This is a genomic window from Paractinoplanes abujensis (assembly GCF_014204895.1).
Classification (GTDB): Bacteria; Actinomycetota; Actinomycetes; order Mycobacteriales; family Micromonosporaceae; genus Actinoplanes; species Actinoplanes abujensis.
In genome coordinates this window covers 818,149-844,917 of record NZ_JACHMF010000001.1, presented here as the reverse complement: position 1 = coordinate 844,917, position 26,769 = coordinate 818,149, and the positions used below count along the sequence as shown (strand labels likewise).

The window sequence follows — 26,769 nt, the reverse complement described above, 5'->3', positions numbered from 1 at the left end:
ACGCACGATAGCCGCAGCGTCGCGCGGCCGCGCGCCATCTGAAGTCAGGGTGTGTAGGTCTGGCTGGGCGACGACGACGGGGGCAGGCCGAACATCTCGGCCAGGCCGGTGACGCGCAGCTGCCGGTGCACGAACTCGCTGGGGTTGCGCAGCACGAACCGGGTGCCGGTCTCGCGGGCCGCGTGGTAACCCGTGACCAGCGTGCCGATGCCCTGCGAGTCCATGAACGTGACGTAGGTGAGGTCGACGATCAGGGTCAGCGGACGTTCCCGCTGCACCGTGCCGAGCAGGGTGTCGCGCAACGCGCCCACGGTCGCGGCGTCGAGGCTGCCCCGCACGTCGACGACGATCGCGCCGTCCGCCTGGCGCCGCGTCGTCATCACCGCCTCGCCCACCGCCGAACCTCCGTCACCCTGGGCTGTCTGGCCACCGTACCTCTGGTTTCGCCCTTCTCGCAGGCTGCCGCACGTTTCCGATGCCACAGCGGACACCCGGTCCGCGGGCTGCCCTCGGGAACATGCCGCACCTGCCCGATCTCGCTGTCCAGTTGCGGAGTGACCTTCTGTATGCACAAAGTCACATAGGCGGAAGCCGATGACGGGAGGGGTGGCATATGGCGACAACTTCGGGACGCCCGGGCATCTTCGCGGTGCGCGACGTCCGGTCCCTCATCACCGAGACGGCCGAGGAGGGCCAAGGTCTCAAGAAGGCGGTCGGTGCCACGCATCTGACCGCGATGGGTGTCGGCGCCATCATCGGCACCGGCATTTTCGTGGTGATCGGTGAGGGGGCCGGCATCGCCGGGCCCGCGGTCATCCTGTCCTTCGTGCTGGCCGCGGTGGCCTGCGCGTTCTCGGCGCTGTCGTACGCGGAGCTGGCCTCGTCGATCCCGGTCGCGGGCAGCGCGTACACCTATACCTACGCCACCCTGGGCGAGCTGGTGGCCTGGATCATCGGGTGGGACCTGATCCTGGAGTACGGGGTCTCGGTCGCGGCCATCGCCGTCGGCTGGGGCGGCAACCTCAACGCGTTCCTCGACTCCGCGTTCGGGGTCGCCCTGCCGGACGCGATCGCCAAGTCGCCCGAGGACGGCGGCGTCTTCAACCTGCCCGCCGTGTTCGTGGTCCTGGCCATCACGTTCCTGCTGATCCGGGGCGTGACCGAGAGCGCCCGGGTCAACCTGGTGATGGTCGCGGTCAAGCTGGTCGTCCTGCTGTTCTTCATCGTCGTGGCGTTCGCGAACTTCGGCACCGGCAACTTCCAGCCGTTCGCGCCCGAGGGAGTGGACGGGGTGACCGCGGCCGCGGCGGTGATCTTCTTCGCCTATATCGGCTTCGACGCGGTCTCGACCGGCAGCGAGGAGGCCAAGCAGCCCGCCCGCGACCTGCCCCTGGCCATCATCGGCTCGCTGGTCATCTGCACGATCTTCTACGTGCTGACCGCGGTCGGCGCGATCGGCATCGCCTCGCCCGAGCAGCTCGAGGGCAGCGACGCGCCGCTGGCGGCCGCGCTCGACCAGGGCGCCGGGATCAGCTGGGCGGCCGCGGTGCTGGCGCTGGGCGCCGTCGTCGCGATCACGAGCGTGGTGCTGGTCATCATGTACGGCCAGACCCGCATCTTCTTCGCCATGTGCCGCGACGGCCTGCTCCCCCAGCGGCTGGCCCAGGTCAACCAGCGTTACGGCACGCCGGCCCGGCTGACCCTGGTGCTGGGTGTGCTGATCGCGATCCTGGCCGCGCTGGTGCCGCTGAGCGAAATCGTCAAGCTCGTCAACATCGGCACGCTGTTCGCGTTCGTGCTGGTCAACATCGGCGTGATCGTGCTGCGGCGGACCCGGCCGGAGATGCCCCGGCCGTACCGGGTGCCGTGGTCGCCGGTGCTGCCGATCCTCGGTATCGCGTTCGCGATCTATCTGATGAGCGACCTGCCCTGGGACACCTGGGTGCGGTTCGTGGTCTGGCTCGTCATCGGCGTGCTGATCTACTGGCTGTACGGCTACAAGCACTCCCGCCTGCGCCGCGAGCAGCAGGGCGGCACCCCGGGCTGGGCCCGTACGCCGGAGGACGGTGACCCGCAATGACCGGCCCGGTGATCGCCGGGGTGGACGGGGGCACGGCCGCCGCCGACGCGCTGGCCCTGGGTCACTGGTTCGCCGAGACGCTCGGGGCCCCTCTCGTGGTGGCCGTCGTGCATCCGGCCCCGGCCGCCCTGGGCTCGGGCCGGGTCGACGCCGAGTGGGTCGCCGACCGGCACCGTGCCGCGCAGCGCGTGCTCGACGACGCCCGCGCCACGCTCACCGGCGTACGGGGGGAAGTGGCTTTTCGGATGGTCGCCTCGTCGTCGGCCGCGCACGGGCTGCACGACCTGGCCGAGCAGACGCAGGCGGCGATGGTGGTGATCGGCTCGGGGCGGCACGCCACGCGGGAGCGGCTGATGGCCGGCAGCACCGCCGAACGACTGCTCGCGGGCAGCGTCTGCCCGATCGCCATCGCTCCCGCCGCGATGCCCGCCCCGCCCACCGAGCAGCGGCGGATCGGCGTGGCCTACGTGGACACGCCGGACGGGCGGACCGCGCTCACCGCCGCGGCCGAGATGGCCCGCCGCACCGGGGACACGCTCAAGCTCTACACCGTGGTCGCCGAGGGGGACGCCTCGCTGCCGTTCCTCATCGGCGACGACGTCGAGCGGGCGTTCCTGGAGACGGCCCGCGAGACGTACGAGCAATCGCTGCGCAAGGCGGCCGACTCGTTGCCCGGCGTGACCGCCGAATGGCAGGTGGTGGCCGGTGACGTCGTCGACACGCTGGCCGACCTGACCGACGTGGACGTGCTGTACTGCGGCTCGCGCGGCTACGGCCCGGCCCGGCGGGTGCTGCTGGGCGGCGTCTCGACCCGGCTGATCCGGCGTGCCTGCCGTCCGCTGGTCGTGGTGCCGCGCAGCGGTTAGTCGGCGCGGTGGCGCCCACCTCCGGCCTGCACGGCGCTTGCGCCCGGCGGGGCGCTTGCGGCTTGGACCGCGACGGAGGTGGGCTCCTCCGCGGCGCGCTTGTCCCACGGTGAGATCGCCGGGTGCGCGTCGGCGGCCTGCAGATCCTGGATGGGCACATAGACCCGGGCGTCCACCGCCTCGGCCAGCAGCAGCGCGGCCACCATGGCGGTCGGACGTTCGGCCGGGTCGCGGTTGAGGCAGCGCGACACCAGGTCCTCCACCTCGGGCGGCAGGCCGTCGAGCTCGGGCAGCGGGTCGGGGTCGCGGTACCGCTGGGCGTAGACGAGTTCGGTGGGCGTCTCGGCCCGCCACGGCAGATGCCCGCTGATGCACTGGTGCAGCAGCGTGCCCAGGGCGAACATGTCGCTGGCCGGGGTCGGCGGCACGTTCTCGAAGAGCTCGGGCGCCACGTACGCCGGGGTGCCCATCACCGGCACCGACGGGTCCGGGTCGGGCACGCCCGCCGAGGCCGCGATGCCGAAGTCGAGCACCTTGGCCCCGGACGGCGTGAGCATGACGTTGGCCGGCTTGATGTCGCGGTGCACGATCAGCTCGGCGTGCGCGGCGGCCAGCGCGGCCGCGACCTCGGCGCAGATCCGCACCCCGATCCGCCAGTCGATGGGGCCCGCGGCCAGGTGCGCGCTCAGCGTCTGCCCCTCGACCAGTTCCATCACGATGTACGGGACGTCGCGCGCGGACGGCTCCGAGCGGGACGTGCCGAAGTCGTGCACGCCGGCCACATTGGGGTGGGCCAGTTTGGCCGCCGAGCGGGCCTCCGTGCGCACGAGATCGACACTCGCCGCGTCGCCCAGCGTGCCCTCCAGCGAGGGACCCATGATCTTGACGGCGACCGGACGATCGAGCACCTGATCGTGGCCCAGCCACACCTCGGACATGCCCCCGACGCCGATGCGCCGTACGAGCTGGTAGCGCCCGCCCAGCATCCGCATGTACCGAACCTCCTGGCTTAGATCTTCGGATCGCGGTACCCGTGGACCCGGTGGCAGAAACGCTGTACTCCCCCACTACGTGGAGATACAGTCCCCCGCGTGACGCGCTACGGACCGATGTACGGCCCCGATTTCACCTTCCTCGGGGTGCCCGCGTGCGACTGGGAGGAGCCGGAGACGTACGCGGATGCCGACGTCGTCATCCTCGGCGCGCCCTTCGACGGCGGCACCTCCCACCGGCCCGGCGCCCGCTTCGGCCCGCAGGTCATCCGGGGCACCGACTACCTGCCCCACGACGGCTCGCGGCCGCACATGGCGATGCGGGTCGACGCGCTCAGCGGTGACCTGACCGTCAAGGACGCGGGCGACCTCGAGGTGTTCAGCGGCGAGATCCAGCGCAGCTGCGACACGATCGAGGACGCGGTGGCCTTCGTCGCGTCGCACGGCGCCGTCCCGGTCGTCCTCGGGGGCGACCACACCGTCACGTGGCCCGACGTCGCGGGCGTGGCCCGCCATCACGGCGCCGGGCGGGTCTCGGTCATTCACTTCGACGCCCACGCCGACACCGGGGACATCGAGTTCGGGTCGCTCTACGGGCACGGGCAGCCCATGCGGCGGCTGATCGAGTCGGGAGCCGTACGGGGGGACCGCTTCCTGCAGCTGGGCCTGCGCGGCTACTGGCCCGGCCCGGAGACGCTGGACTGGATGGCCGACCAGGGCATGAACTCGTTCCACATGAGCGAGATCGTCGACCGCGGGCTCGACTCCGTGCTCGACCAGGCGTTCGCGATCGCCCTGGACGACTGCGACGGCGTGTTCCTCTCGGTCGACATCGACGTCTGCGACCCCGGCCACGCCCCCGGCACGGGCACCCCGGAGCCGGGCGGGTTCACGGCCCGGCAACTGCTCGACAGCGTCTCGCGCATCTGCCACGAGTTACCCGTAGTAGGCATGGACATCGTCGAGGTGGCACCCCCGTTCGACCACGCCGACATCACCGCCATGCTCGGCAACCGGGTGGTGCTGGAGGCCCTCTCAGGCATGGCCCGCCGGCGTAAAGACGCAGGTGGGCCTCGCTGGAACCGGGCTACGCCGCTGCTGTCGGGCCGCGGCTCCGCCGACGCTCCGCCGCCCTCCGTGAGTGATCCGCAGCGCTGAGTTCGTTTTGCGGGGCCGTCACAGACAGTCGCGGTTGCGCACTTGTTCCGCCCTGACCAGCCACGCAGCATGCCTTGCATGTCCCCCGACACGGCACTCTCCCCGTACCAGCAGATCGCGGCCGAGCTGAGACATCAGATCTTCACCGGCAGCCTCACGGTCGGCGCGAAGCTCCCCTCCGAGCACACGCTCGCCGGGGAGCATCGCGTCGCCCGCACCACCGTCCAGTCCGCGCTGCGGGTGCTGCGCACCGAGGGCCTGATCTCGTCGCGCAAAGGCGCCGGCAACTTCGTCACGAACCTCGCCGTCATCGACGAGCACCGCTGCCCGGCCCGCATCGAACTCGACCATCACCAGGTGGGCTGGCTGAGCCGGCTCCCCCGGCCCGCCCACGGGCTCGACCGGGTGCTGCACTGCGAACTCGAACACCCGCACTCCGGGGCGCACGCCGGGCTGGGCCAGCACGCGGCGGGCACCGGCTGGTGGGTGCAGTGGACGCTGTCCGCCTCCGAGATCAACGCGATCCCGCACTGCCTGGCCGTGCGGGCGCCCTCCGAGCAGGACGACAACCACTGCCTGCTCTACCGTGAGCACCCCGGACGGCACCTGTACGGCAGTGACTACTCCTGAACGCGCTTCGTATACCGGCGGCAGGGCACCCTCATGCCGGCCGTCACGTAGTCGAAGCCACCCTCGTCCTGCCACGCTTCGCGCTCGTAGAAGCGCCAGGCCCGGGCGTTGCCCGGCACCACGGCCGGCCACGCCACCCCGTGCCTGGCCGCCGCGACCTGACGTTGCGCCCCGGCCGGAAGCGCACGGGCCACGCCGCCGCCCCGGACGGCCGCGTCCACGTAGACCTGCTCGACCTCGCCGGCGGCCACCGTCACGAACCCGGCCACCTCGTCACCGGCGACCGCCACGGTGGTGCCGGCGATCCGTTGCGCGGCCCGGGAACGGAACGTCTGGGTGGTGCGGGTCACGACCAGGGGTCGGGCACGTGACCCAGGTGGCCGTCGCGCCAGCCGCCGCCCGGATGTGGGCGACGGCTTCGGCGTTGTCCCCACGGGCCGGTAGCGCCTCACGCCGCAGCTCGGGATCGCGCAGGGACCACGGCCACAACTCGACCCAGACCCGCCAGGGGGCGCCGCCGCCGGCGGCCGCTCGTCGCACCGGGAGTGTCCAGCACGGAGCGCCCACATCAGGCAGTCACGACAGCGCACGCTCCGTGATCGCCCACCACGGACGGTGAAGAGCCGCCGAAGTCCTTCTTTGACGCGGCAACAGAACGGCGCGAATTAACCGTGCATTAAGTACCACTTCGCCGTCGTCGGCAATTTGTCAGACGGAGAACTGACCGATTGTTGCCGGAAGATTACGCACGGAATACGCACCGGAATGTGCGCCGGGCCGCGGATCCGGCCATCGGGCGCTCGACCTCCCCCATTCGGTCGCGAGCGAGCATACAGCCCCGGCACCCACCGGTGAGCCCCGGGCCCGCGGCGGAGGTTTGGGAGCGCCCCCATCGGGGGATGGTGTTCTTTCACCGTGCAAGGGGTAGCGGGTGGATCAAGAGCTGCGGGAACTGGTGGAGCGGGCGAGCCGGCTGATCGCGATCCCGTCCACGGCGGACCGCCCCGAGGAGCTGACCCGGGCCCTCGACTTCGTGCTCGATGAGGTGGGTCCGGGTTTCATCACCAGGCGATTCATCGCGAACGGCAAGCCCAGCGCCCTCGTCCATCCGCCCGGCGCCGAGACCTTCCCGGTGATCCTCAATGCTCACCTGGACGTGGTCCCGGCCGCGCCCGAGCAGTTCGTGCCGCGGGTCGAGGGTGATCGGCTCTACGGGCGCGGGGCGCAGGACATGAAGGTGGCCGCCCTGATCATGGCGGACGTGTTTCGGGAACTGGCGCCGCGGCTGGATTTTCCGATCGCCTTGCAGCTGGTGACCGACGAGGAGGTCGGCGGCGCGGACGGGACGGCGCATCAGATCGCGCAGGGCGTACGGGCCGGGTTCGTCGTGATCGGAGAGCAGAGCCGGCTGCGGGTCGTGAACGAGTCGCGCGGGCTGGCTCATGTGCGGCTCACCGCGACGGGGCGCGCGGCCCACGCGGCGTACCCCTGGCTCGGGGAGAACGCCCTGGTCACCGTGATGAACGCGACGAACGAACTGTTGCGGAGATATCCGGTGCCGGGTGACGAGGTCTGGCGCACGACGGTGAACGTGGCCCGCATCGACACGCCCAACACGGCCGTCAACCAGGTGCCCGCCGAGGCGAGTGCCTGGCTGGACATCCGGTTCCCGGCCGAGGACGAGGACTGGCAGTCGACGGAACAGATCGAGGCCCGGCTCGGCGAACTGACCGGGGTCGCCGCGAAGGTCGAGGCGCTGGGCCACCCGCACCACGCCGACCCGGACGGTGCCGAGGTCAAGCTGTTGCAGCGGGCCGCGCGGGAGGCCGGGTTCGCGGGCTCGTTGCTGGCCAAGCACGGCGCCGCCGACGGCCGGCACTACTCGGCCGTCGGCGTGGACGCGGTGATTTTCGGACCGGGCGGGGACGGCCAGCACGGTGCGGGCGAGTTCGCCGATCTGACGACGCTCACCCCGTACGGGAAGGCCTTGGCAGGCTTTTTGCGGAGCCTCAGTCCTCGTTGGCCAGCAGCAGCCAGCGGACCCGGCGCACCAGCTCGGCCGGGTTGAACGGCTTGACCAGGTAGTCGTCGGCCCCGACGGTCAGGCCGAGGTCGATGTCGACCTGACGCGAGTGGCCGCTCATCATCAGCACCGGGATCTGCGCGGTGTCGGCCGACGAGTGCAGCTCGTAGCAGACGCTGAGGCCGTCCAGGCCGGGCATCGACACGTCGAGGATCACCATGTCGGGCTGCTCGGTGACCACCTGGCGCAGCGCGGAGGCGCCGTCGTCCGCCGTGATCACCCGGTAGCCGGCCGCGACCAGCTTGCTGGTGACCAGGTCACGCACGTCCTCGTCGTCGTCGGCGACCAGGATGGTCGGCTCCGCGAGGTCGGTCACCCAGTCGGCGACGGGCGCGGGGTGGCCGGACGCGGGTGCGATGAACGTGGGAACGATGGAAACCGTTGCTCCGACCATGTGATCTCTCCCCTTGATCCCTCGGTTGGTCTCGCTGGACGAGGGGACCATCGGCGGCGGGTGGGGAGGCTGCAGAAGATTTGAGGGTGCAGAGCGGGAGCAGGTCGGGGAAAGAAAAATGGCGGAGCCGCTCCTTGTGGGAGGGACTCCGCCACCGACGGTGCGGCCGTTTACCGCTCGCACCTGGCGTCGGTTTTCAAGCTAGAGGATCGGCGTCGATCCCCGGGCATCCGCCCCCGGGAATCGTGATGACGCTAACATCGCCCACTACCTGCGGTAACGCATCAGATCAGCTCCGTGCGCAGGTCGTGCGCGCCGTCGGCCCGGGTGGCCTCGTAGTAGACCCGGCGGCGACCGCCGGGCAGTTCGACGAGGCTCAAGTAGCGCAGGCCGTGCGGGGTGTGCGGGCTGCCCAGCGGCGGGCCGGGCTCGGCGGTGAGCTCGCCGAAGCTGCCGTCGGGCCGGCGTTTGCCCCGGGCCACCCCGGTGCGCTCCTCCCAGTTCTCCCCGGCCGTGGCCCGGCCGTCGTAGGCCACGCTGATCTCGTCCCCGTCCACCTGCACCGATGACACCCGTACGCCCCGGGCGTCCCACTCCCCCGGCCGGGGTGCGAGCGCCGTGCCGCGCCACGTCCAGTGCACGCCATCGGGGCTGGTCGCGTACTCGGTGGTCATCCTGTCGGCGTCGTCCCAGCTCTCCAGCGGGTGCACGGAAGCCCACAGGTGCCACCCGTACGCGTCGTGGTGCAGCACCGGGTCCTTGACGCCGGCCGTCTCGTCGCCCGCCAGCACGACCCGCGGCACGGCCGTGGCCAGGCCTTCCGGGGTGGCCGCCTCGAGCAGTTCGACCCGCCAGTGCTTGGTGCCGGGGGTGGCCGCGCTCACGTAGAGCCGCCAGCGCCCGTCTTCCGTGCGCACCAGGGCGGGTCGTTCCAGCGATTCGGCGCCGAACTGCTCCTTGGTCACCTCGGCGACCGTCTCGAAGGTCAGGCCGTCGGCCGAGCGGGCCACCACGTTCGCGATGCCGCGGCCCTCGCCGATCGGGAGCCGCACCCGGTACGCCAGGTAGACGTGGCCGTCGGCGACGATCGAGCTGGGCGCGCCCGACCAGGCGCCGGGCTCGTCACCGGGCGGCTCGACCACGACGGTGGAGTCCTCCCAGCGTGGCAGCGGCAGGGTGAAGGTTCCCGTGGTCAAGGCGGCTCCTCGTCGAGTCGGCACGATCAGGTGCGAAGAGTATCCGCACAAGTGTGCAATATCTATGGGGAAAGTGGGGATTAGGCGGGCGCGGCGTGTCGGTCGACCGACAGCCAGTCTTCGTACGACTCCCCGGTCACCTCGGTGAGCAGCGCGATGTCGTCGGCGAAGAGCGGCAGCAGCGCGGCCCGCTCGGCCGGCGTCGTGACCGGCCGGGTGCCGTGCTTGCGGTGCAGCAGGGTCAGCAGCGGCCCGCGGGCGGCCAGGCGCAGCGGGACCGGGAACCGATGCCCGAAACTGCCCCCATTGCGCAGGAGAAAGCGCAGAACCTGGTTCACGCCGTTGTCCTCGACCACGTGACGGTTCACGTTCTCGCGCGGCACGGCGGTCAGCACTCCGGTCTTCACGCCGAGGAACTCGCACACGCGGTCCAGAGTGGCCGCGGGCTGGTCCTTGAGCTCCTTGTAACGCATCAGCAGCACCTGCTCGCGCGGGAAGTGCTCGTACAGGTGGCGCACCTGCTCGCCGTAGCGGCCGAGCGCCACGTAGTGCCAGAACGGGGCCCAGCCGGCCGCGACACGCTCGGGCTCGGCCCGGCACGCGGTGAGGAAGTCGGCCTCCGGCTCGAGCCCGGCGTTCCACAGGTGGGTCCAGTTGGAATGGGCCCGATCGACCGGGTCGCGCAGCAGCAGGATCAGCCGGGCCGACGGCACCAGCGCCTTGATCCGTTCGTGCGAGGCCAGGTCGTGCAGGTAGAACGGGGTCGCCTCGCCGAGCAGCGCGCCCGCCGGGGCCGGGGCGAACAGCGCCTCGTAATCGGCCTGCCGCCAGACGTGCTCCTGGTAGGTCTGCACATCACCCGGGCCGCCGTGCCGGGGCGGCGGGCCGTCGGAGAGGAAGAACTTCGGTTCCTTGACCGTGGGCAGGAAGAGTTCGGGATGGCCCACGAGCGCCGCGTGCAGGGCGGTCGTACCCGCTTTCGGCACGCCGGCGATCAGGAAGTCGGGTAGTGCCATGACGGTCCCTCCAGTCGTGCGGAGACGTCGCGGAGCTGCGACTTCTCGCTCGAAGTGAGACTTACCCTACAGATCTGATATGCATTCGCGACAGCCGTCTCACCGTCCGGCCAGGAGCCGGCGCCACCAGGTGATACGCCGGAATCGCGGGCACCGCTCGGGCCCGCACAGCGCGCATTCAGTTCCTGACCGGTAGTGCTCGTGGGCACTGTGCGCATGCCCGCAGACACACACGGCTTCATCAGCGTTCATCGTCTCACCAACGGTAAGGCGGCCCGGAAGCTACGGGGGCGCGGCCGAATTACGCCCTGGTCGATACCTACCCAGGTCAGGGCGTAGCGACCCATCGATGAACGAGCAACCGAACTGCACCCGTTCGAATACGCTGCGTAATGTCCGTATTCGGTGACCCAGTTCACAGCGAGTAATCCGGCGTTACGGACATGACCGGTTTGCGGGATCTAACCCCGACTATGCGGTCATTGTCGCTTTCATGGATGACACGCCTATGCGAGCCGCATATGTCCATTACCAGTGGTAACGATGTGACGAAAATCCTCTTCAGTTAGCCGTGTGAATACACTGCGGTCATCCGGTTGGAGAGAATGATCCTCCCAGCCGCCCCTAGGTTGTCTTTTCGGACAGTTGACGCTTGGTAGCGACTTGCTACGTTGGTCGACAGAAGCGAAAGCCCTACGCTTCTTGCCGCTGGATTTACTGATCGAACCGCTTTGCCGCCCCCGGGAAGGGACCGACATGGAGTTTTCGACGCCTGCCGCGAACACGAGGGGTGACGGAGGAACGTCACCGACCGTGAGCGTGGTGATTCCGACCCTCAACGAGGAGCGCAACCTTCCGCACGTGTTCGCCAAGCTGCCGGCGAACATCGACGAGGTGGTTCTGGTCGACGGCGGCTCGAAGGACCGGACCGTCGAGGTCGCGCGGGAGCTGCGCCCCGACGTCGTCGTGGTGCACCAGACCCGTACGGGTAAGGGCAACGCGCTCGCCTGCGGCTTCGCCGCCTGCACGGGCGACATCATCGTGATGATCGACGCCGACGGCTCGACCGACCCGGCCGAGATCCCGCTGTTCGTCCAGAAGCTGACCGACGGCGCCGACTTCGTGAAGGGCAGCCGGTTCAACCACGGCGGTCACAGCCACGACATCACCAAGCTGCGCAAGCTCGGCAACGACGGGCTCAACCTGGTCGTCAACGTCCTGTTCGGGACGAAGTTCACCGACCTCTGCTACGGCTACAACGCGTTCTGGCGCACGGTCGTGCCGGTGCTCGACCTGCCCGACACCAAGCTGCCCAAGAAGACCGACGGCACCAAGCACTGGGGCGACGGCTTCGAGATCGAGACCATGATCAACATCCGGGCCGCGGTCGACGGGATGAAGGTCGGCGAGGTCGGCAGCATCGAGCACCGCCGTATTCACGGCGAGACCAACCTCAACACTTTCCGCGACGGCTTCCGCGTGCTGCGCACCATCTTCAGCGAGTACGGCCGCATGCGCAGCCAGAAGCGCAACGGCGAGCGCCGGCCGGGTGGCGTCATCGTGCACCAGCAGCCGGGCAGCCGGGCCCACGGCATCAAGCCCGCCGCCGAGCCCGCCCCCGAGGCCCGGGCGAGCCGTCAGGGCGACGAGGTCGGCGCCGTGAGCACCGACATCAAGCCGCTCAGCTGACCCACTGCGACCCGTCCCCACCCCTCGCTCAGGAGACGCTTCCCGTGGAACCCACCCCCCTCGACACGACCATCGTGATCCCGACCCATACGGAGGAACGCTGGTCCTCGCTCGTGCGGACGGTCGCCTGCGCCAAGTCGCAGGATCCCGAGCCCGCCGAGGTCGTCGTGGTCGTCGATCACAACCCCGACCTGTTCCGCCGCATCCAGCGGGACCTGCCGGGGGTGACCGTCCTCGAGAACGCCTACGCCAAGGGCGTCTCCGGCAACCGCAACACCGGCGCCTTCCACGCGAAGACCGCCCTCGTCGCCTTCATGGACGACGACATCACGGCCGGCCCCGACTGGCTGGAGCAGCTGATCAAGCCCTTCAGCGATCCGACGGTGGTCGGCACCGGCGGCGGCATCATCCCCGCCTGGGAGGGTCCGGAACCCCGCTGGATGCCCGCGGAGTTCCTGTGGGCGGTCGGCGGCTCGTACGCCGGCATGCCCACGGAGACCTCCCCGATCCGCAACGTGTGGTCGGCCAGCATGGTCGTGCGCCGGGAGACGTTCGACGCCGTCGGTGGCTTCCGGGTCGGCTTCGGCAAGCTGGGCGACCGCAACCGTCCCGAGGACACCGAGCTCTGCCTGCGGATGAGCGCGCACGCCGGCGGCCACTGGATGTACGTGCCGAGCGCGATGATCCGGCACGAGGTGCCCGCGAACCGCTCGACGTTCCCGTGGTTCGTCAAGCGCTGCTACGCCGAGGGCCGGGGCAAGGTGCAGATGGCCGGCCTCGACGACGGCAGCAGCGACACCTTGGGCGCCGAGCGCTCCTACTTGTGGTCGCTGCCCAAGGCGGCGCTGCGCAACCTGGGCGCCGGTCTGACCGGCAAGGGCGCCGACAACTTCCTGCGCGCCGGCGGCATCGTCGCCGGCGTGGCCGCGGCGGGCTGGGGTGGCGTCGTCGAGACGGTCGCCGCCAAGCGGGCCCCCAAGACCCAGCTGGAGCCAGCCCGATGAGCGCCGACCTCGGCCGCAGCGTGATCCCGGCGCAGCGCACCGCACAAGACGACACCCTGCCCGGCATCGTCCGCGACCTCGAACTCTCGCAGCCGCTGCCGACGATCCCGGCCGTGCAGCCCGACGGGCGCCGTGCCGAGCAGGCCTGGCTGCTGGTCCGGCTGTTCTCCGAGCCGCTGGGCGCCCTGCTGCTCGACATCCCGCCGGCCGGTCTGCTCCCCGCCGACCTGGCCGCGGCCGTCGAGGCCGAGCTGGGTGAGGCCGTCCGCAAGCGGCTCGGCGACGGCCCGGTGCCGCTGCACGGCGTCAACCCGGCCAGCGAGCCCGACTTCCTGGCCCAGCGGCGCGCGGTGCTGACCACCGCCCCGCACATCACCGTCGTGGTCTGCACCCGGGAGCACCCGGTCGAGCTGGCCAAGTGCCTGGACAGCCTGCTGGCCCAGGAGTACCCCGCGTTCCGGGTGCTGGTCGTCGACAACGCGCCGGTCACCGGCGCGACCGCCGAGGTCGTCCGGGCCGCCGCGGCCCGCGGCCCGGTCGACTACCTGGTGGAGCCCAAGGGCGGCCTGTCGTTCGCCCGTAACACCGCAGTCAAGGCCGCGCCCGGTCAGATCCTGGCCTGGCTCGACGACGACGAGGTGGCCGACCCGCACTGGCTGGCCGAGGTCGCCCGCGCCCTGCACGAGCACCCCGAGGCCGACGTCGTCTCCGGTGTGATCGTCCCGGCCGAGCTGGAGACCAAGGCGCAGATCTGGTTCGAGCAGTTCGGCGGGCACAGCAAGGGCCGCGGGTTCAAGCCGGACGAGTTCGGCCCGCACACCAGGCACATCCAGAGCCCGCTGTACCCGCTGCCGCCGTTCGGCACGGGCGCCAACATGACTTTCCGGCCCGGCGTGATCGAGCGGATCGGCCTGTTCGACACCGCGCTCGGCGCCGGCACCCCGGCCATGGGCTCCGAGGACACGCTGGCGTTCACCCAGGTGCTGCTGACCGGGGGCACGATCGTCTACCAGCCCTCCGCGATCACCCGGCACTATCACCGGCGCGACCTCGAGGGCCTGCGCAAGCAGATGGTCGGCTACGGCACGGGTCTGGTGGCCGCGTACACGAGCCTGCTGGTCTCCCGCCCGGCCCTGATCTTCGGTCTGCTGCGGCTCGTGCCCAGCGCGCTGAAGGACATGACGGGCAAGGACACCGCCCGAACTGCGACCATCCGCGAAGACTTCCCCCAGGAGCTGCTCTCGGCGAACCGCCGTGGCATGCTGGCGGGTCCGCGAGCCTACTTCACGTCTCGCCGGGCGGCTCGGGCCAAGGAACGCGCCGCAACCACCCAGGCTTAGGAACACGCGTCACGGCGGGCGTCGTGACGTTCACGGAGGACGGGAATTCATGCAGCAACGCTCGCCCGACATGCCAGACCGGCCGGACTCCACCGTCCGGATCGTGCTCGGCGCCGCCGGCGAGGCCCAGCCGGCTCCCGACGCGACCGCGGTGATCACCACCGTGGACAAGGACGCGACCACCCGGCTCGAGGTCGGCGACAAGACCGTACGGATCCCGGTCGGCCCCGACGACTCGTCGCAGACCCGGTTCATGCCGGCCCCGGTGATCACCACCGGTGGTTCGACGGCGCTGGCCGAGGAGCCCGCGGCCGCCGCCGACAGCGACTCCGGCGCCGACCACCGGCCCGAATTCGCGCTGGTCGGTATCGTCAGCGGCGTGCTCGGCCTGCTGGGCCAGGTCGTGCCCGAGGGCGCCGGGCGCCTGTTCCTGCTGCTCGCCCTGGCCCTGTTCGGCCCCGGCGCGGCCCTGCTGTCGGTGGCCAACGTGCGCAACCGGCTGGTTTCGTGGGCGCTCACCGTGGCCGGCAGCCTGGCCACCATCACGATCCTGTCCTCGCTCACGCTGTGGCTGCGGGTCTGGGAGCCGACGGCCTGGCTGAGCGCGCTCGCGGGCGTCACGATCGTCGGTTCCGCGGTGCAGTTCTTCCGGCTCAGCCGGGCCAAGGTGCCGCTGATCCTGGGCCGGGTCGGCAAGCCGTACGACAAGGTCGACAACGGTCTCGCCCTGGGCGTCATCCCGTTCGTCACCCTGGCCGCCGGCGTCGGCCTCTGGATCCTGGCGCTCGCCCAGATCTCCCCCGACCAGGTCGGCCTGTACGGCTTCAGCGCCGCGCTGGGCGTGCCGTTCGTGGTCGGCATGGTGCTGCTGTTCATCGGCTTCGCGGTCGAGCTGTTCGGCCGGGCCCGCCCGCTGGTCATGGCGGCCCACCTGGTCGTCGTCCCGATCGTCATGCAGGCCACCGTCCCGCTGCTGGACGGCACGATCGAATACGCGTGGACGTACAAGCACATCGGCGTGGTCGACCTGATCCGCGAGAACGGCTCGCTGATCAGCGGCAGCGACATCTACCAGCAGTGGCCCGGTTTCTTCGCCGCGGTGGCCGGCCTGTCGCAGGTCTCCGGCCTCGACGGGCTCTCCTTCGCGGCCTGGTCCTCGCTGCTGTTCGCGCTGGTCACCTCGCTGATGACGGCGGCCCTGCTGCGCCAGTTCACCAAGGACCGCCGGGTCATCGCGCTGGCCGTGCTGCTCTTCCAGGCCTGCATGTGGGTCGACATCGGCTACTTCTCGCCCCAGGCGCTGGTCTTCGCGCTGATGCTGGCGTTCTGGGTGATCGTGAGCCGCTGGCTGGTGGGCGCCCCCGAGATCAAGGGTGAGCCCAAGGGCAGGATCGGCCGGCTGCGGGCCTGGGCCGTGCGGGGCATGCCGCCGCGCATCGAGACCGACGCCCGGACGCGTCGTTTCGCCGCCCTCGGCGCCGCCGGGCTGTTCGCCGCGATCGTGGTGTCGCACCAGCTCACCCCGGTGCTGATGATGGTGCCGCTGTTCGCGCTGACGATCCTGGGCATCCTGCGGCCGCGCACGTTCCTGGTCGGCCTGGTCGCCGTCATGCTGATCTTCTTCGTGCCCCGCCTGGGCTCGGTGAACAGCCAGTACAGCCTGTTCAGCTTCGACCTGCTGTCCAACGCCTCGGGCAACTCGGCCAGCTGGAACACGCCGGAGCAGGAGTTCTCGGCGACGGTCTCGCGGGCCCTGGCCATCGGCCTCTGGCTGACCGCGCTGATCGCGATCTTCCTGACCCGCAAGAAGCTGGGCCGGGTGCTGGTGCCCGCGCTGATCGGCTTCCTGCCGATGGTCACCCTGGTCGCCGGCAACTACGGCGGCGAGGCGATCTACCGGGTCTTCGCCTTCTCGATGCCGTTCGTGGGTCTGCTGATCGGCGTGCTCTGGGCCGGCAAGGGGCGGCGCGGGGTGCCCGCGATGCTGGCCTCCGGCGTGATGCTGACCGTGCTGCTGCTGGCCGGTCTGCAGGGCCTGCAGGGCCAGCTGATGGTGCACCAGGTGCGGGCGACCGACATCGAGGCCGCGCAGTACTTCTACGCCAACGCCGAGCCCGGCTCCGGCCTGGTGCTGGTGGCGCCGAACTTCCCGACGAAGCTCGAGGCCAACTACGGCGACTACAACAAGGGCCACGTGTCGGTCGACATCTCGCTGATCGGCGACCCGCTGTTCACCGGCAACATCAACGGCAACCGCCTGCCCGACATCGAGCAGTACATCCGGTCGATGAACTACCCCACCAACTACTTGGTGGTCAGCGACGCGATGGACGACTACACCGACTACTTCGGCACGGCCGACGACAACGCGATGCAGTCGCTCGACTCGGCCCTGCGCGCCTCCGGCAACTGGCAGGTCTTCTACCAGGGTCCCGGCGTGGCGATCTTCAAGCTGGTCGGCGCCTCGGCCACGCAGTAACCAAGCAAGATCGAAGGCCCGCTGCCCGTACGATCGGGCAGCGGGCCTTTCTCATGAGTGCGCGTCACGAGCGGAGAGCGGCCGAGAAGCGACTCCCGTCCGACTCGCTCGTCGGCAGGCCCGGCCGGCGTCCAGCAGCAGGTCCGCGCCCTTCACCCCCACCGATGCGGCCACGCTGCGGGTCAGCTCAGGTTCCGTGCTCGTGGCGGACAGCGTTCGCGGCCGCCCCCCCGTCGAAGAACTCATCCCCCGCCAGCGGGATCAGCGGTCCGACCATGGTGTCGCCGTCCAGGACGAGGTGGCGGGGCCAGGCGCTGATGTCGTCGAGGTGTTGTCGATCGCGCTCGGGCAACTTGTCCCGCCACGACACCATCGCCCTCAATGAGGCTTCGTTCACGGGACGGTCGTAGCGCTTCACCAGACACCGCTCACCACCGGCCCGTACCGGGATCAGTCCGGCGTGGCGAGCGAGGCGGCGGTCCTGGACCCGCTGCAGCTCCTGCCAGCGCAGGTCACCCATGGCCGGTCCAGACACCAGCCTCATCAGCCCGGGACCAGCCTGCGGGTCTTCTGAGCACCGCCTCGTGCATAGCGCGGCGCGACACCGTGAAATCGTGGTACAGGCTTTCCGCGAAGGTCTCCGGAGTTTCCCTTCCCGCACGGACGAAGCAGTTCCGTGGGCCCCGAGGCTCCCCCGTCGACACATTCCAAAGCACCGACCGGTTCGAGTCGGGCGGCCCGATAGTGGCTATCTGCGCCTTGATACGGCCGCCGGTCAACGCCTCGCGATCCCGCGTGCCATCCGTACGTGTTGTCATGCGCGCGCCCGGACGTGAGGAGAAGGACCCAGGGCCTCGCGACCACCACGTGGACACCAGATCCGAGCTGATCGGCCCGGATGGTCCGCCTGGCGACACGTCGCGGACAAGCCGCCGATCCGGCGATTGCAGCTGCCGTCGGTCAAGGGCCTGCGGGACCCGGCACCCTTGCTGTCCCTGCGACGGCTGGAACATCTGCGACTCTATCCGCCACTCAACCGAAAGCTGATCGGGTTGCTGGCAGACCTTCCCCGCCTCAACACGCTCGGTCTGAGCCGGATCCGGCCGCCGGACGACCTGGACGGTATCGCGGCGGCGCAGCCCGGCCTGCAAAGGCTGGAATTGATGGAACTGCGACTGGCTGACCAGCGCCGAGAAGCTTCCGGACTTCACCCGTCTCAACCAGCTCTATCTGGCCAGTACCGGAATCACCTCCCTGGCCCCGCTGGTCTCCGCCACAGGCCTGCAGGCAATGTGGCTGAACTGTCCCTCGGTCCGTGACCTGGAACCGCTCGCCGGGCTTCCGCAACTGCGGCGGCTCTGGTTCGGCGCGGCCTCGACCGCTATGGACCTCACGCCGCTGGCCGGCTTGCCCCTCACGATCGAGATCACTGACCGGAAGACTCGTTCACGCTGGCGTGGCAAGCTCGGCGCTCGTACCAAGGTTCTGTAGAGCTCGTCAGCTCCCCGATCCGTGAGTGAACCTGACGCTCGCCCCCAGCATCTCGATAACCTCTGGGTGTGAAACTGAAGTTCAAGCTGGGCCGGCCGCAGATCATCGCCCTGGTGATCGCGGGCCTGGCCGTCGTGGCCCTGCTCGCGAGCCGGGGCGGTGACGGCGGCAACGAGGGGCCGGGCAGGCTCGACAACGCGGCCGTGCGGGCCTGCGACGACTTCGCCGCGGGGCAGTCGGCGGCCCGCAGCAACTCGGCCCGGCTCTCGCTGGCCGACAAGGTCACCGCGTCCGCCGCCGAGAGCGACAACGACCCCGTACGCACCCGGTCGATGGAGCTGGGACGCCAGGCCGACGAGGGCAACGCGGCCTGGCGCACGGCCGCCAACGCCCTCACCCGGGCCTGCCAGGAAGCGGGCTGGACGGCGCCTTAGCGCTTCAGGGTGGAGGCTTTGTCGAAGCCCGTACGGCTGACCCACTGGTCGTACGGGACGGAAGCCTCGGTGAAGCTGCCGTTGAGGATCGAGAAGTTGTTGTCGCCGGTCTCGTAGTTGTTCTTGTCGATCACCATGTTGGGCGAGGCCCCGCCGTCGATCTGCAGGCGGAAGATCGGCACGCTGTCGTTGCGGGTGACCGTGTTGCCGGTGATCTTCAAGCCTTCGATGCTGCCCGCGAAGTCGCTGCCGGTGGCCAGCAGGAAGGTGAACTTCTTCATGTCGGCGAAGGTGTTGTTGCTGACGGTCATGCCGGCCGCGCAGCGCAGCACCATGCCGGTGTCGTTCTCGAACCCGGACTGGGTGCCGCCGGTTGCCTTGTTGTCGCTGAAGACGTTGTTGGCGCAGCCCCCGCCGTTGCCGGTGCCGGTCTCCATCACGCCGTCGTTGGCCTCGAACGTGTTGCCGGTGATGGTGACGTTGGCGGCGTCGTAGATCTCCATGCCGCCGCCGTCGATGCCGTAGTCGGAGGACGGGCCGTGGTTGCGGCGCACGACGTTGTCGCGGAAGACCGGGCCCGGCTTGGCCGACACGAAGGTGGCCGACAGCCCGTAGCCGCCGAAGTCGTCGCCGTCCTGCTTGCTGTTCTGGATGATCCGGTCCTGGTCGTGCACGTCGTTGCCGTCGACCAGCACGCCCCGGCCACCGCCGGTGACACCGATGCCGGCGCCGTTGTTGTGGACCTCGGAACCGGTTACCCGTACGTCGTTGGAGTCGGTGACGAGGATGCCGTAGCAGCCGACGGGCAGCCCGGCCGCGTTCTCGCCGTGGCTGTCGCGCACGGTCACCCCGCGGATGGTCACCTTGCTGGTCTTGTGCACGCGGATACCGCTGCCGTGGTCGCCGTTGATGTTGACGTCGGCGTTCGGCTTGGGCACGCACTTCTGCACGGTCACGTCGGCGATCGTGGTGCCGGTGGCCGCGACCAGGATGCCGTCGCGCACCCCGGACACCCCTTCGACCGTCGCCTCCTCGCCGGGGGCGCTGCTGACGGTCAAGTTGGGCCGCGAGACCGTGAAGGGGGCGTACGTGCCCTCCCGCACGAAGATCTTGGAACCGGCCGGCGCCACCTCGACCGCGTGTGCGATCGTCTTCCAGGGCTTCTCGGGGCTGCCGTCGGCGTCGTCGGAGCCGCGGGTGGAGACCCAGAGACCGGGCCCGGCCGCCTCGACGTCGGGCGGGCCCTCGTAATAGTAGGCCCGATAGCCGGCGGCCGCGGTGCCACCGAGCAGCAGCACCATGACCAGCCCCAGCCAGCGGCGGCGGGAACCGGCCGGAGCGCGATGACTGGAACGCTTCGACCGGTGATGCGCTCCGCTCACCCGGTGAAGACCGGGTCGTTCGACATCGCCTTGTAGGCCGCGAGCGACGCGGCCGTCGAGTCGATCCGCCAGTTCTCCCGGGAGGACGGGTGCGTGTCGGTGTCGAACCAGACCGAGGCCCCGACCGCGGGATGCGCCTTGATCCACTCCTGCAGGGCAGCGATCCACTCGGGCTTGCTGCTGCCCCCGCGATCGACCACCGAGACCTCGGAGATCATGATGGGTTTCCGAGCCGCGTACGTCGCGTAGAACTCGTCGAACATGTCGCCCGGGGACTGGGTCTGGGCGAAGCCGGAAATACCGGCCCAGTCGACGTATTCATCACCCGGATAATAGTGCTTGAAGTGGTTCCAATCCTCGCCGGGGCGCGAATTCCAGTTCGGGCTCCAGACCCAGGCGACGTTGTCCGCGCCCTCCTCCCCGAAGATCCGGTGGATGCGGCGAAATGCCTGGATGTAGCCCTCCGTGTCCCTGTTGTTGGCGGGTCCGCCCCATTTGTAGAAGTCGCGATTCATGTCCCACGCCCAGCGCATCAACGTGGGCCTTTTCCGCTGCGCCATACGCTTCGCGGCGCGGGCGATCAGCCGGTCCGATGCGCCGCCGTTGATGTCTTTGTACTCCGGGCCGCGCCACGAGATCATCAGCGTGCTGCGGCCCGACACGTAGCCCAGCGAGACCGGCAGCTGGTCGGTCCACGAGAAGTACCGGTGGACGATCCGCTCGGCCCGCCCGAGCTGACGGCGGCGCAGATCGATGCCCGCGCTCGCGCTCCGGCCCTTGAGATCCACGTACGCCCCCAGCATCACCTGGCCGGGCTGGAAGGGCACGGCGCCGCCGCCCTTCGTGACCGGTGACGCGGCGGCCGAGGCGCCGCTCGCCGACGGGGCCGGGTGCGACACGACCGGGGGGACGGCGTCGTTGGACCGATACGTCTCACAGCCGGCCAGCGGGACGGCGGCCAGCGCGCCGGCGCCCAGGCCGAGCAGGCTCCGGCGCCTCATGTGAGGTTGCGCCCGAACGTGCGAGCCACCTTGCGGACCGCGCGCCAGCCCGGCTGGGCCAGCTGCTTGACCTTGGGGATCAGGCCGGCCTCGCCGTGCTTGACCAGCTCCACCAGGTCGGCGCCGCTGTGGTCGGGGGTGGGCTGCAGGCGCGGCACGGCGAGCTGCTTCTCGCCCGGCGTGTGCAGCCGGCGGCCGACCTCGGTGGCGTTGTCGTACCCGTTGGCCGCGACGATGTCCCGGACCCGCCGGCTGTTGTAACCGTGCGGGTAGGCGAACGACCGCACCTTGGTCTGCAGCCGCTGCTCGAGCTCGTCGTGACTGCGGGTGATCTCGTCGCGCAGCTGCTCGGGCGGGAGCACGTCGAGCGGGTGGTGGATCAGGCTGTGGTTGCCGATCTCGACGCCCGCCGCGGCCACCTCGCCCAGCTCGTCCCAGGTCAGCATCGGCCCGAAGTCGGGGGCCCACTGGCCGAGCCAGCCCGCCGTGCCGCCCAGGTGGCCGACCGAGGCGTACAGGGTCGCCTCGGCGCCGGTCTCGGCGAGGATCGGCACGCCCTCGGTCAAGAAGTCGCGGTAGCCGTCGTCGAACGTGACGGCGAGCAGCTTCTCGGTGCTGCCCGCGGCCAGCAGGTCGAGCGCCTCGGTCAGGCCGACGAGGCGGTAGCCCGCGCCGGTGAGCGCCTGCAACTGCTCGCGCAGCAGTGCGGGCGGCACGGCGAGATCACGCATCGGGCCGCCGACGGCCGACACGGAGTGGTACATGAGTGCGGGCAGGGTGTCCCAGCCCGGCCTCGTCGTCACGGTCACGCGGTCGTCCTCGTACGGCTTGTGGTCTGAGGTTCCACGCTAAGTGGAACCCTTGCGCAGGGTTGCGGTTTCTTCGCTTTCGTCCCTCTGCCGAAAGTCGTAGCCGAAGTCCCGCTCCGGGCAGAGGCGCGCAGGGATCCCCACCCGGAAGGGTGAAGGCTATGACATTCGATCCGTTGCGCTGCGCGGAGGCTACTTGTCAGGCGGCCGTCGTGCTAGGGGCAACCCTGGTTCCGGCCGCCTGGCCGGCCCTCGACGGGGCCCTGACCGCCGTGCTGGCCGCCATGTTCGTGGTCATCTCGGCTGCGATCTATGCCCTGCATGCGGTCACGTTCGACGCGTTCCGGCTCACCGGGCCGCGGGACCGGCAGATTTTCTCCACCGGCACCCATGACGAGTGAACCGCACGATCGCCTGGCCCGTACCCCCGGTCGACGACGGTCCTTCACCACCCGGGGGCGACGGGATATGTTCCGATTGATCCAGATGCAGGCCGAGAGCGGCATTCCTCGCATAAGCGTGGCTTCCGATGGTTACGCCAGCGCCCGGACCGCGCTCACCCGATATCGCAGCGCCCCCGCCGCCTATTTCGGGGTGGGCCGCTTCGACCACGAGGGCACCCTGGCCGAGATCATCCTCGACCGGCTGTGCGGCCCGCTGGGCGACTGCCCGCGCCCAGCCACCCTCGTGCACGCGGCGACCTACTACCGGCTCTGTGAGACCTGTGCGGCCGGGCTCGACGTGCTCACCGTGCCCGAGCTGGCCCGCCTGCTCGGCATCGCCTGCCGCCTGGCCCCGGTGCCGGCCCGCGCCGGCCGGCACGCCGCCCCCGAGGAGCCCTCACCGGCCGGCAACCGGATCGCCCGCGAGTTCGCCAACCGGGTCGACGACCCGCGTTGGCGCCGCGAGCTCTGCGCCGAACTGGTGCACACCCCGGGCGCGGTCAACGGCCTGCTCATCGGCGTCGGCGCGCTGACCCACCGCGACGTGCTCGACCTCTACCCGCGCCTGCGCTCCCTGGCCGACGAGCTTCCCCCCGCCGTACGGGAGGAGTTGTCCCGGGCCACGAAGCGCCCGCTCTCCCCGGCCGGGGTGGCCGGGCTGCGGCTCGGTCTAGGGCTTGGCTAGCGGGAAGCTGCGCACCGTGCCCTCGCCCGGGCAGTCCGCGCACGTCGTCACGTAGGCCACGCCGTTGCGGATGGTCAGGCCCGACGGCGCGGCCAGCCCGTCCGAGGCGATCGTCGCGCGCCGGCCACTGCCCTCGACACGCAGCAGCGCCCCGGTGCGGTCGCCGCTGAGCAGGCCGTGCCGGGCCAGCTCGAGCACGTAGAGCCCGCCCGGCCCCCAGTCGAGGTCGACCACGGCGGTGAACCCGCCCGCGTACACCTCCGGCGGCCGGCCCGGCACGACCCGCCACACCCGCGCCCGGCCCGGCGGGAACGGGAAACCGGTCAGCTCGCCCACGTAGAAGGCGCCGTCCGGCCCCATCGCGACCGCGCTCGGCACCGGCGGCATCCGCACCGGCCCACCCCGCGGCGTGCCGTCGGGCAGGCGCCCGGGCGCCGGCACGACACGGCTCGGGAACTCGGCCACCGTCGTGCGGCGGCCCCGCGGCATGAGCCGGATCAACGCGTCCCCCTCGGTCACGTAGACCCGGCCCCGCCGATCCACCGCGGAGTCGAACGGCCCCGCCGCGAAGCCCGGCCCGACCGGCTCGACCGGTGCGCTCACCAGCGTGGCCGCCAGCACGGCAGCCACCACCGCCCCCATGATCATGTGCAGATCCCCCGTTGCTTCCCCGCAACCGGTATAGGGCTTCGGCGCCGCCGATGGGACCCCTGAGTCGTCGATCCGACCGGTTACCGTGATCGCCATGACGCTCACGTTCGACGCGCTGGTGGAGCGGGCCCGCGGCCTGGTCTCCGGTGGCCGGCGGGCGGTCCTCGGCATCGCCGGGCCGCCCGCCGCCGGCAAGACCACGCTGGCCGAGGAACTGGTGGCCGCGCTGGCCCCCGCGCCGCCGGACGGGCTGGCCGCGGGCGCCTGGGTCGCGCACGTGCCGATGGACGGTTTCCACCTGGCCGACGCCGAGCTGGTGCGGCTGGGCCGCCGGGACAGCAAGGGTGCGCCCGACACGTTCGACCCGCTCGGCTACGCGGCCCTGCTGCGACGGCTGCTGGCCGACGAGGACGAGATCATTTACGCCCCCGGGTTCGAGCGCGTCATCGAGCAGCCGATCGCCGGCGCCCTGCCGATCTTCCGCGACGCCCGCCTGATCGTCAGCGAGGGCAACTACCTGCTGCTCGACGACGGCCCGTGGCGACCGCTGCGGCAGCTGTTCGCCGAGGTCTGGTACGCGGACCTGGATCAGCCGGAACGCCTGCGCCGGCTGATCGAGCGGCACGTGCGCTTCGGCAAGGACGAGACGACGGCGATAGCGTGGGCCACCGGCACCGACGAGCGCAACGCCGTGCGGATCGCGGCCACCCGGGACCGGGCCGACCTGATCGTGCCGGCCGAACTTGTCCACAGGGTCGGCAACCCGCCCGCGTGAGGTGTCATAGTTCAACGCGTGTCTGTGGGTGAAGCAGTCGAGACCGAGCCGCGTCGTCGCCGGCCCGGGCGCGCGATCCGGTTCGCGCTGACCATCACCGGGGTTCTGCTGCTGCTGTTCGGCGTGCCCTGGTGGACGCTCGTCGGCGCCGGAAACGACTGGCCCACCGGTGTCTTCGTGACCGGCACGATCGTCTTCGCGGTCGCCCTGGTGTCGTTCCCGGTCCTGATGTTCCTGGGCCACGGCCCGCGGCACCGCGACGGCCCGTCGGTCGTGGCCGACACGACGCTGGGCGTGATCTGGGTCCTGTTCGTCTGGTCGATCATCGGCCAGCTGCTCGTCCTGGTCCTGACGATCGCCGGCGTCGACGCCCCGGCCCGCTCCCGCGTCGCCACCGCGGCGGTTCTGGTGATCTCGCTGGTGCTGCTCGGGTGGGGCACCGTGGAGGCCCGGCGGGTGCCGCGGGTGCGCCGGGTGGAGGTGGTGCTGCCCCGGCTGGGCGCGGGCCTCGACGGGCTGCGGCTGGTGCTGCTGACCGACACCCACTACGGCCCGATCGAACGCTCCCGCTGGTCCCGCGGGGTCACCGAGGTGGTCAACACGCTCGACGCCGACGTGGTCGCCCACACCGGCGACATCGCCGACGGCGAAGTGGCCCAGCGCCGCAGCCAGGCCGCCCCGCTGGCCGACATCCGGGCGTCGATGGCCCGGGTCTACGTGACCGGCAACCACGAATACTTCAGCGGCGCCCAGCGCTGGGTCGAACACATGGCCGCGCTGGGCTGGGAAGCCCTGCACAACCGCCACGTGGTCGTCACCCGCGGCGGCGACTCCCTGGTGATCGCGGGCGTCGACGACCGCACCGCGGCCGGCTCCGGCGTGCCCGGCCACCACACCGACCACGAGGCCGCCCTGTCCGGCGCCGACCCGGCCCTGCCCGTCCTGCTGCTGGCCCACCAGCCGCAGCAGATCCAGGGCGCCGTCGCCCACGGCGTCGACCTGCAGATCTCCGGCCACACCCACGGCGGCCAGATGTGGCCCTTCCACTACCTCGTGCGGCTCGACCAGCCGGTGCTGCAGGGCCTCTCCCGGCACTCGGAACGCACCCAGCTCTACACCAGCCGGGGCACGGGCTTCTGGGGGCCGCCCTTCCGGATCTTCGCCCCCAGCGAGATCACCCTGCTGACCCTACGATCCGCCTGACGCGATCGCGTCGGCCGCGGCGAGCATCTGCGCGGCGACCGGCTGCAGACCGACGGCGGTCAGCACCAGACCCGTGCTGACCCGGTCGGCCACGCCCCACTCCCAGATCGCGACGGGGTCGGTGCCCGTGCGGGCGGCCAGCCGATGCGCACGGTCCCACGGGTCGCCGGCCATCAGCTCGATCGGGTCCTCGCGCATCAGCACGCCCAGGTCGCATTCGGGTTCGGCCCAGATCCCGTCGGGGTCGACCAGCTTGAAACCCGCGCCCGCGCGCAGCGCGTTCCACTGGTGCACGTCGCCGTGGTTGAGCACCGCCCGGGCCGGGTCGTGGGCGCGGCGCCGGCTCTCGGCTGCCGCCATCGCGTGATCGACGGCCGCCCGGCTGCACGGGCGGCCCAGCTCCTCCCACCGGCGCGTGATGGTGGCGGCCATCCGCTCGGCCCTGCCGGCGCCGGAGGGCAGAACCGACGCGGGCGACGCGGCCGCACGGCGGTCCGGGGTGGCCCGCCAGACCGTGGTGGCCAGGTCGGTGAGGATGGTCAGGCGGTCGGGCTGGGGCAGGGCCAGGTCCGACAGGGCGGGGCCCAGACGTTCCAGCAGCAGCGCGCCGCGGGCCTCGTCGTGCGCGAGGAGCCGGGCACATCCGGCACCGGCGGTCAGGCGCAGCACGGTGATCTCGTGGCGGGCCGCGGCGCCGGGGCGGGGAACCAGCAGCTTCAGCACCGCGGGGGTGCCGTCGTGGCGCGTCACCGCCGCCACATACGCCTCGGTGCCGTCCGGGAAGGCCTCGCCCACCGTGAAGGCCCAGCGCTCGGCGAGCTCGGCCACCAGTGCCGGCAGTCCCGCCAGCCACTGCTGGGCGCCGGCGTTCACGGCCTTGGCCCGTACGGGGTCAGGAAGATCTCGCACAGCCGTCGATGGTGACAGGCGCCATGCCGGTGAGCCACGTAATTCCGTTGAAGACCTCC

At 70.9% G+C, this 26,769-nt stretch carries 26 protein-coding genes; 14 read left to right on the top strand and 12 right to left on the bottom strand.

Translation table 11 applies throughout. From position 1 onward, the window contains the following. Positions 1 to 44 precede the first annotated feature (44 nt). Positions 45 to 395, bottom strand: a complete 351-nt coding sequence (locus BKA14_RS03335) for an STAS domain-containing protein (protein WP_184949466.1) — start codon at positions 393 to 395, stop codon at positions 45 to 47. A 218-nt stretch (positions 396 to 613) separates the two neighbouring features. Between BKA14_RS03335 and BKA14_RS03330 the strand changes: the two genes are divergently transcribed. Then, on the top strand, positions 614 to 2,080 hold the full coding sequence (locus tag BKA14_RS03330; protein ID WP_184949465.1) for an amino acid permease: 1,467 nt from the start codon (positions 614 to 616) through the stop codon (positions 2,078 to 2,080). Then, positions 2,077 to 2,946, top strand: coding sequence for a universal stress protein (locus tag BKA14_RS03325; protein WP_184949464.1), 870 nt, complete (start codon positions 2,077 to 2,079; stop codon positions 2,944 to 2,946). Before BKA14_RS03330 ends, BKA14_RS03325 begins: the two co-directional genes overlap by 4 nt. On the opposite strand, the gene BKA14_RS03320 is transcribed toward BKA14_RS03325, so the two are convergent. Beyond that, positions 2,943 to 3,938 carry a serine/threonine-protein kinase gene (locus BKA14_RS03320; RefSeq protein WP_184949463.1) on the bottom strand — a complete coding sequence of 332 codons (996 nt, stop codon included), beginning with the start codon at positions 3,936 to 3,938 and terminating at the stop codon, positions 2,943 to 2,945. The two genes, BKA14_RS03325 and BKA14_RS03320, sit on opposite strands and share 4 nt — an antisense overlap. 99 nt (positions 3,939 to 4,037) lie before the next feature. Between BKA14_RS03320 and speB the strand changes: the two genes are divergently transcribed. After that, positions 4,038 to 5,096: an agmatinase gene (gene speB / locus BKA14_RS03315; RefSeq protein ID WP_184949462.1), complete on the top strand. Its 1,059-nt coding sequence runs from the start codon at positions 4,038 to 4,040 to the stop codon at positions 5,094 to 5,096. Between the two features lie 78 nt (positions 5,097 to 5,174). Continuing rightward, complete coding sequence (locus BKA14_RS03310; protein WP_184949461.1) at positions 5,175 to 5,726, top strand: winged helix-turn-helix domain-containing protein; 552 nt, start codon at positions 5,175 to 5,177, stop codon at positions 5,724 to 5,726. On the opposite strand, the gene BKA14_RS44875 is transcribed toward BKA14_RS03310, so the two are convergent. Beyond that, complete coding sequence (locus tag BKA14_RS44875) at positions 5,717 to 6,076, bottom strand: GNAT family N-acetyltransferase (RefSeq protein ID WP_203722369.1); 360 nt, start codon at positions 6,074 to 6,076, stop codon at positions 5,717 to 5,719. The genes BKA14_RS03310 and BKA14_RS44875 overlap by 10 nt on opposite strands. A 581-nt stretch (positions 6,077 to 6,657) precedes the next feature. Here BKA14_RS44875 and BKA14_RS03300 point away from each other — a divergent pair. Then, a complete protein-coding gene (locus tag BKA14_RS03300) occupies positions 6,658 to 7,794 on the top strand; it encodes a M20 family metallopeptidase (RefSeq protein ID WP_239092951.1) in 1,137 nt (378 codons plus the stop codon). Here BKA14_RS03300 and BKA14_RS03295 read toward each other — a convergent pair. The 3 genes from BKA14_RS03295 to BKA14_RS03285 form a co-directional block, all read right to left on the bottom strand. Beyond that, the gene (locus tag BKA14_RS03295) at positions 7,736 to 8,203 is read right to left on the bottom strand and encodes a response regulator transcription factor (RefSeq protein ID WP_184949460.1); all 468 of its coding nucleotides are present in this window, start codon (positions 8,201 to 8,203) and stop codon (positions 7,736 to 7,738) included. The two genes, BKA14_RS03300 and BKA14_RS03295, sit on opposite strands and share 59 nt — an antisense overlap. Before the next feature lie 284 nt (positions 8,204 to 8,487). Continuing rightward, positions 8,488 to 9,399 (bottom strand): glycoside hydrolase family protein, encoded by a 912-nt coding sequence (locus BKA14_RS03290; protein WP_184949459.1) that lies wholly within the window; start codon positions 9,397 to 9,399, stop codon positions 8,488 to 8,490. A gap of 80 nt (positions 9,400 to 9,479) precedes the next feature. Beyond that, on the bottom strand, positions 9,480 to 10,415 hold the full coding sequence (locus tag BKA14_RS03285) for a sulfotransferase domain-containing protein (protein ID WP_184949458.1): 936 nt from the start codon (positions 10,413 to 10,415) through the stop codon (positions 9,480 to 9,482). 813 nt (positions 10,416 to 11,228) lie between these two features. Here BKA14_RS03285 and BKA14_RS03280 point away from each other — a divergent pair. The 4 genes from BKA14_RS03280 to BKA14_RS03265 all read left to right on the top strand — a co-directional run bounded on the left by BKA14_RS03280 (position 11,229) and on the right by BKA14_RS03265 (position 16,927). Beyond that, positions 11,229 to 12,104: a glycosyltransferase family 2 protein gene (locus BKA14_RS03280; RefSeq protein WP_239092950.1), complete on the top strand. Its 876-nt coding sequence runs from the start codon at positions 11,229 to 11,231 to the stop codon at positions 12,102 to 12,104. A gap of 44 nt (positions 12,105 to 12,148) precedes the next feature. After that, positions 12,149 to 13,108, top strand: coding sequence for a glycosyltransferase family 2 protein (locus BKA14_RS03275; RefSeq protein WP_184949456.1), 960 nt, complete (start codon positions 12,149 to 12,151; stop codon positions 13,106 to 13,108). Further along, positions 13,105 to 14,448, top strand: coding sequence for a glycosyltransferase family 2 protein (locus tag BKA14_RS03270; RefSeq protein WP_184949455.1), 1,344 nt, complete (start codon positions 13,105 to 13,107; stop codon positions 14,446 to 14,448). Before BKA14_RS03275 ends, BKA14_RS03270 begins: the two co-directional genes overlap by 4 nt. A 70-nt stretch (positions 14,449 to 14,518) precedes the next feature. After that, complete coding sequence (locus BKA14_RS03265) at positions 14,519 to 16,927, top strand: hypothetical protein (RefSeq protein ID WP_184949454.1); 2,409 nt, start codon at positions 14,519 to 14,521, stop codon at positions 16,925 to 16,927. A gap of 187 nt (positions 16,928 to 17,114) precedes the next feature. Here the strand turns inward: BKA14_RS03265 and BKA14_RS03260 are convergent, their stop codons facing one another. Further along, positions 17,115 to 17,447 carry a hypothetical protein gene (locus tag BKA14_RS03260; protein WP_184949453.1) on the bottom strand — a complete coding sequence of 111 codons (333 nt, stop codon included), beginning with the start codon at positions 17,445 to 17,447 and terminating at the stop codon, positions 17,115 to 17,117. 1,039 nt (positions 17,448 to 18,486) lie between these two features. Here BKA14_RS03260 and BKA14_RS03255 point away from each other — a divergent pair. Beyond that, positions 18,487 to 18,852 carry a hypothetical protein gene (locus tag BKA14_RS03255; RefSeq protein WP_184949452.1) on the top strand — a complete coding sequence of 122 codons (366 nt, stop codon included), beginning with the start codon at positions 18,487 to 18,489 and terminating at the stop codon, positions 18,850 to 18,852. On the opposite strand, the gene BKA14_RS03250 is transcribed toward BKA14_RS03255, so the two are convergent. From BKA14_RS03250 to BKA14_RS03240, 3 genes are read right to left on the bottom strand one after another with little or no spacing between them, the layout of a single operon-like run. After that, the gene (locus tag BKA14_RS03250) at positions 18,849 to 20,234 is read right to left on the bottom strand and encodes a right-handed parallel beta-helix repeat-containing protein (protein WP_184949451.1); all 1,386 of its coding nucleotides are present in this window, start codon (positions 20,232 to 20,234) and stop codon (positions 18,849 to 18,851) included. The genes BKA14_RS03255 and BKA14_RS03250 overlap by 4 nt on opposite strands. Further along, positions 20,231 to 21,235, bottom strand: a complete 1,005-nt coding sequence (locus BKA14_RS03245; protein ID WP_184949450.1) for a glycoside hydrolase family 26 protein — start codon at positions 21,233 to 21,235, stop codon at positions 20,231 to 20,233. The genes BKA14_RS03250 and BKA14_RS03245 overlap by 4 nt, the downstream gene beginning before the upstream one ends. Continuing rightward, entirely contained in the window at positions 21,232 to 22,044 is an 813-nt protein-coding gene (locus BKA14_RS03240) for a polysaccharide deacetylase family protein (RefSeq protein WP_184949449.1), read from the bottom strand. Before BKA14_RS03240 ends, BKA14_RS03245 begins: the two co-directional genes overlap by 4 nt. 161 nt (positions 22,045 to 22,205) lie before the next feature. Here BKA14_RS03240 and BKA14_RS03235 point away from each other — a divergent pair, with 161 nt between their 5' ends. Next, a complete protein-coding gene (locus BKA14_RS03235) occupies positions 22,206 to 22,445 on the top strand; it encodes a hypothetical protein (RefSeq protein WP_184949448.1) in 240 nt (79 codons plus the stop codon). A 67-nt stretch (positions 22,446 to 22,512) separates the two neighbouring features. Further along, positions 22,513 to 23,172 carry a hypothetical protein gene (locus BKA14_RS03230; RefSeq protein ID WP_184949447.1) on the top strand — a complete coding sequence of 220 codons (660 nt, stop codon included), beginning with the start codon at positions 22,513 to 22,515 and terminating at the stop codon, positions 23,170 to 23,172. Here the strand turns inward: BKA14_RS03230 and BKA14_RS03225 are convergent. After that, positions 23,158 to 23,820, bottom strand: a complete 663-nt coding sequence (locus tag BKA14_RS03225) for a ScyD/ScyE family protein (RefSeq protein ID WP_184949446.1) — start codon at positions 23,818 to 23,820, stop codon at positions 23,158 to 23,160. The genes BKA14_RS03230 and BKA14_RS03225 overlap by 15 nt on opposite strands. A 97-nt stretch (positions 23,821 to 23,917) precedes the next feature. Here BKA14_RS03225 and BKA14_RS03220 point away from each other — a divergent pair, with 97 nt between their 5' ends. Then, complete coding sequence (locus BKA14_RS03220) at positions 23,918 to 24,598, top strand: nucleoside/nucleotide kinase family protein (protein ID WP_184949445.1); 681 nt, start codon at positions 23,918 to 23,920, stop codon at positions 24,596 to 24,598. A gap of 18 nt (positions 24,599 to 24,616) precedes the next feature. Continuing rightward, on the top strand, positions 24,617 to 25,801 hold the full coding sequence (locus BKA14_RS03215) for a metallophosphoesterase (protein WP_184949444.1): 1,185 nt from the start codon (positions 24,617 to 24,619) through the stop codon (positions 25,799 to 25,801). Here BKA14_RS03215 and BKA14_RS03210 read toward each other — a convergent pair. Next, a complete protein-coding gene (locus tag BKA14_RS03210; RefSeq protein ID WP_184949443.1) occupies positions 25,787 to 26,710 on the bottom strand; it encodes an aminoglycoside phosphotransferase family protein in 924 nt (307 codons plus the stop codon). The two genes, BKA14_RS03215 and BKA14_RS03210, sit on opposite strands and share 15 nt — an antisense overlap. Between the last annotated feature and the right edge of the window lie 59 nt (positions 26,711 to 26,769).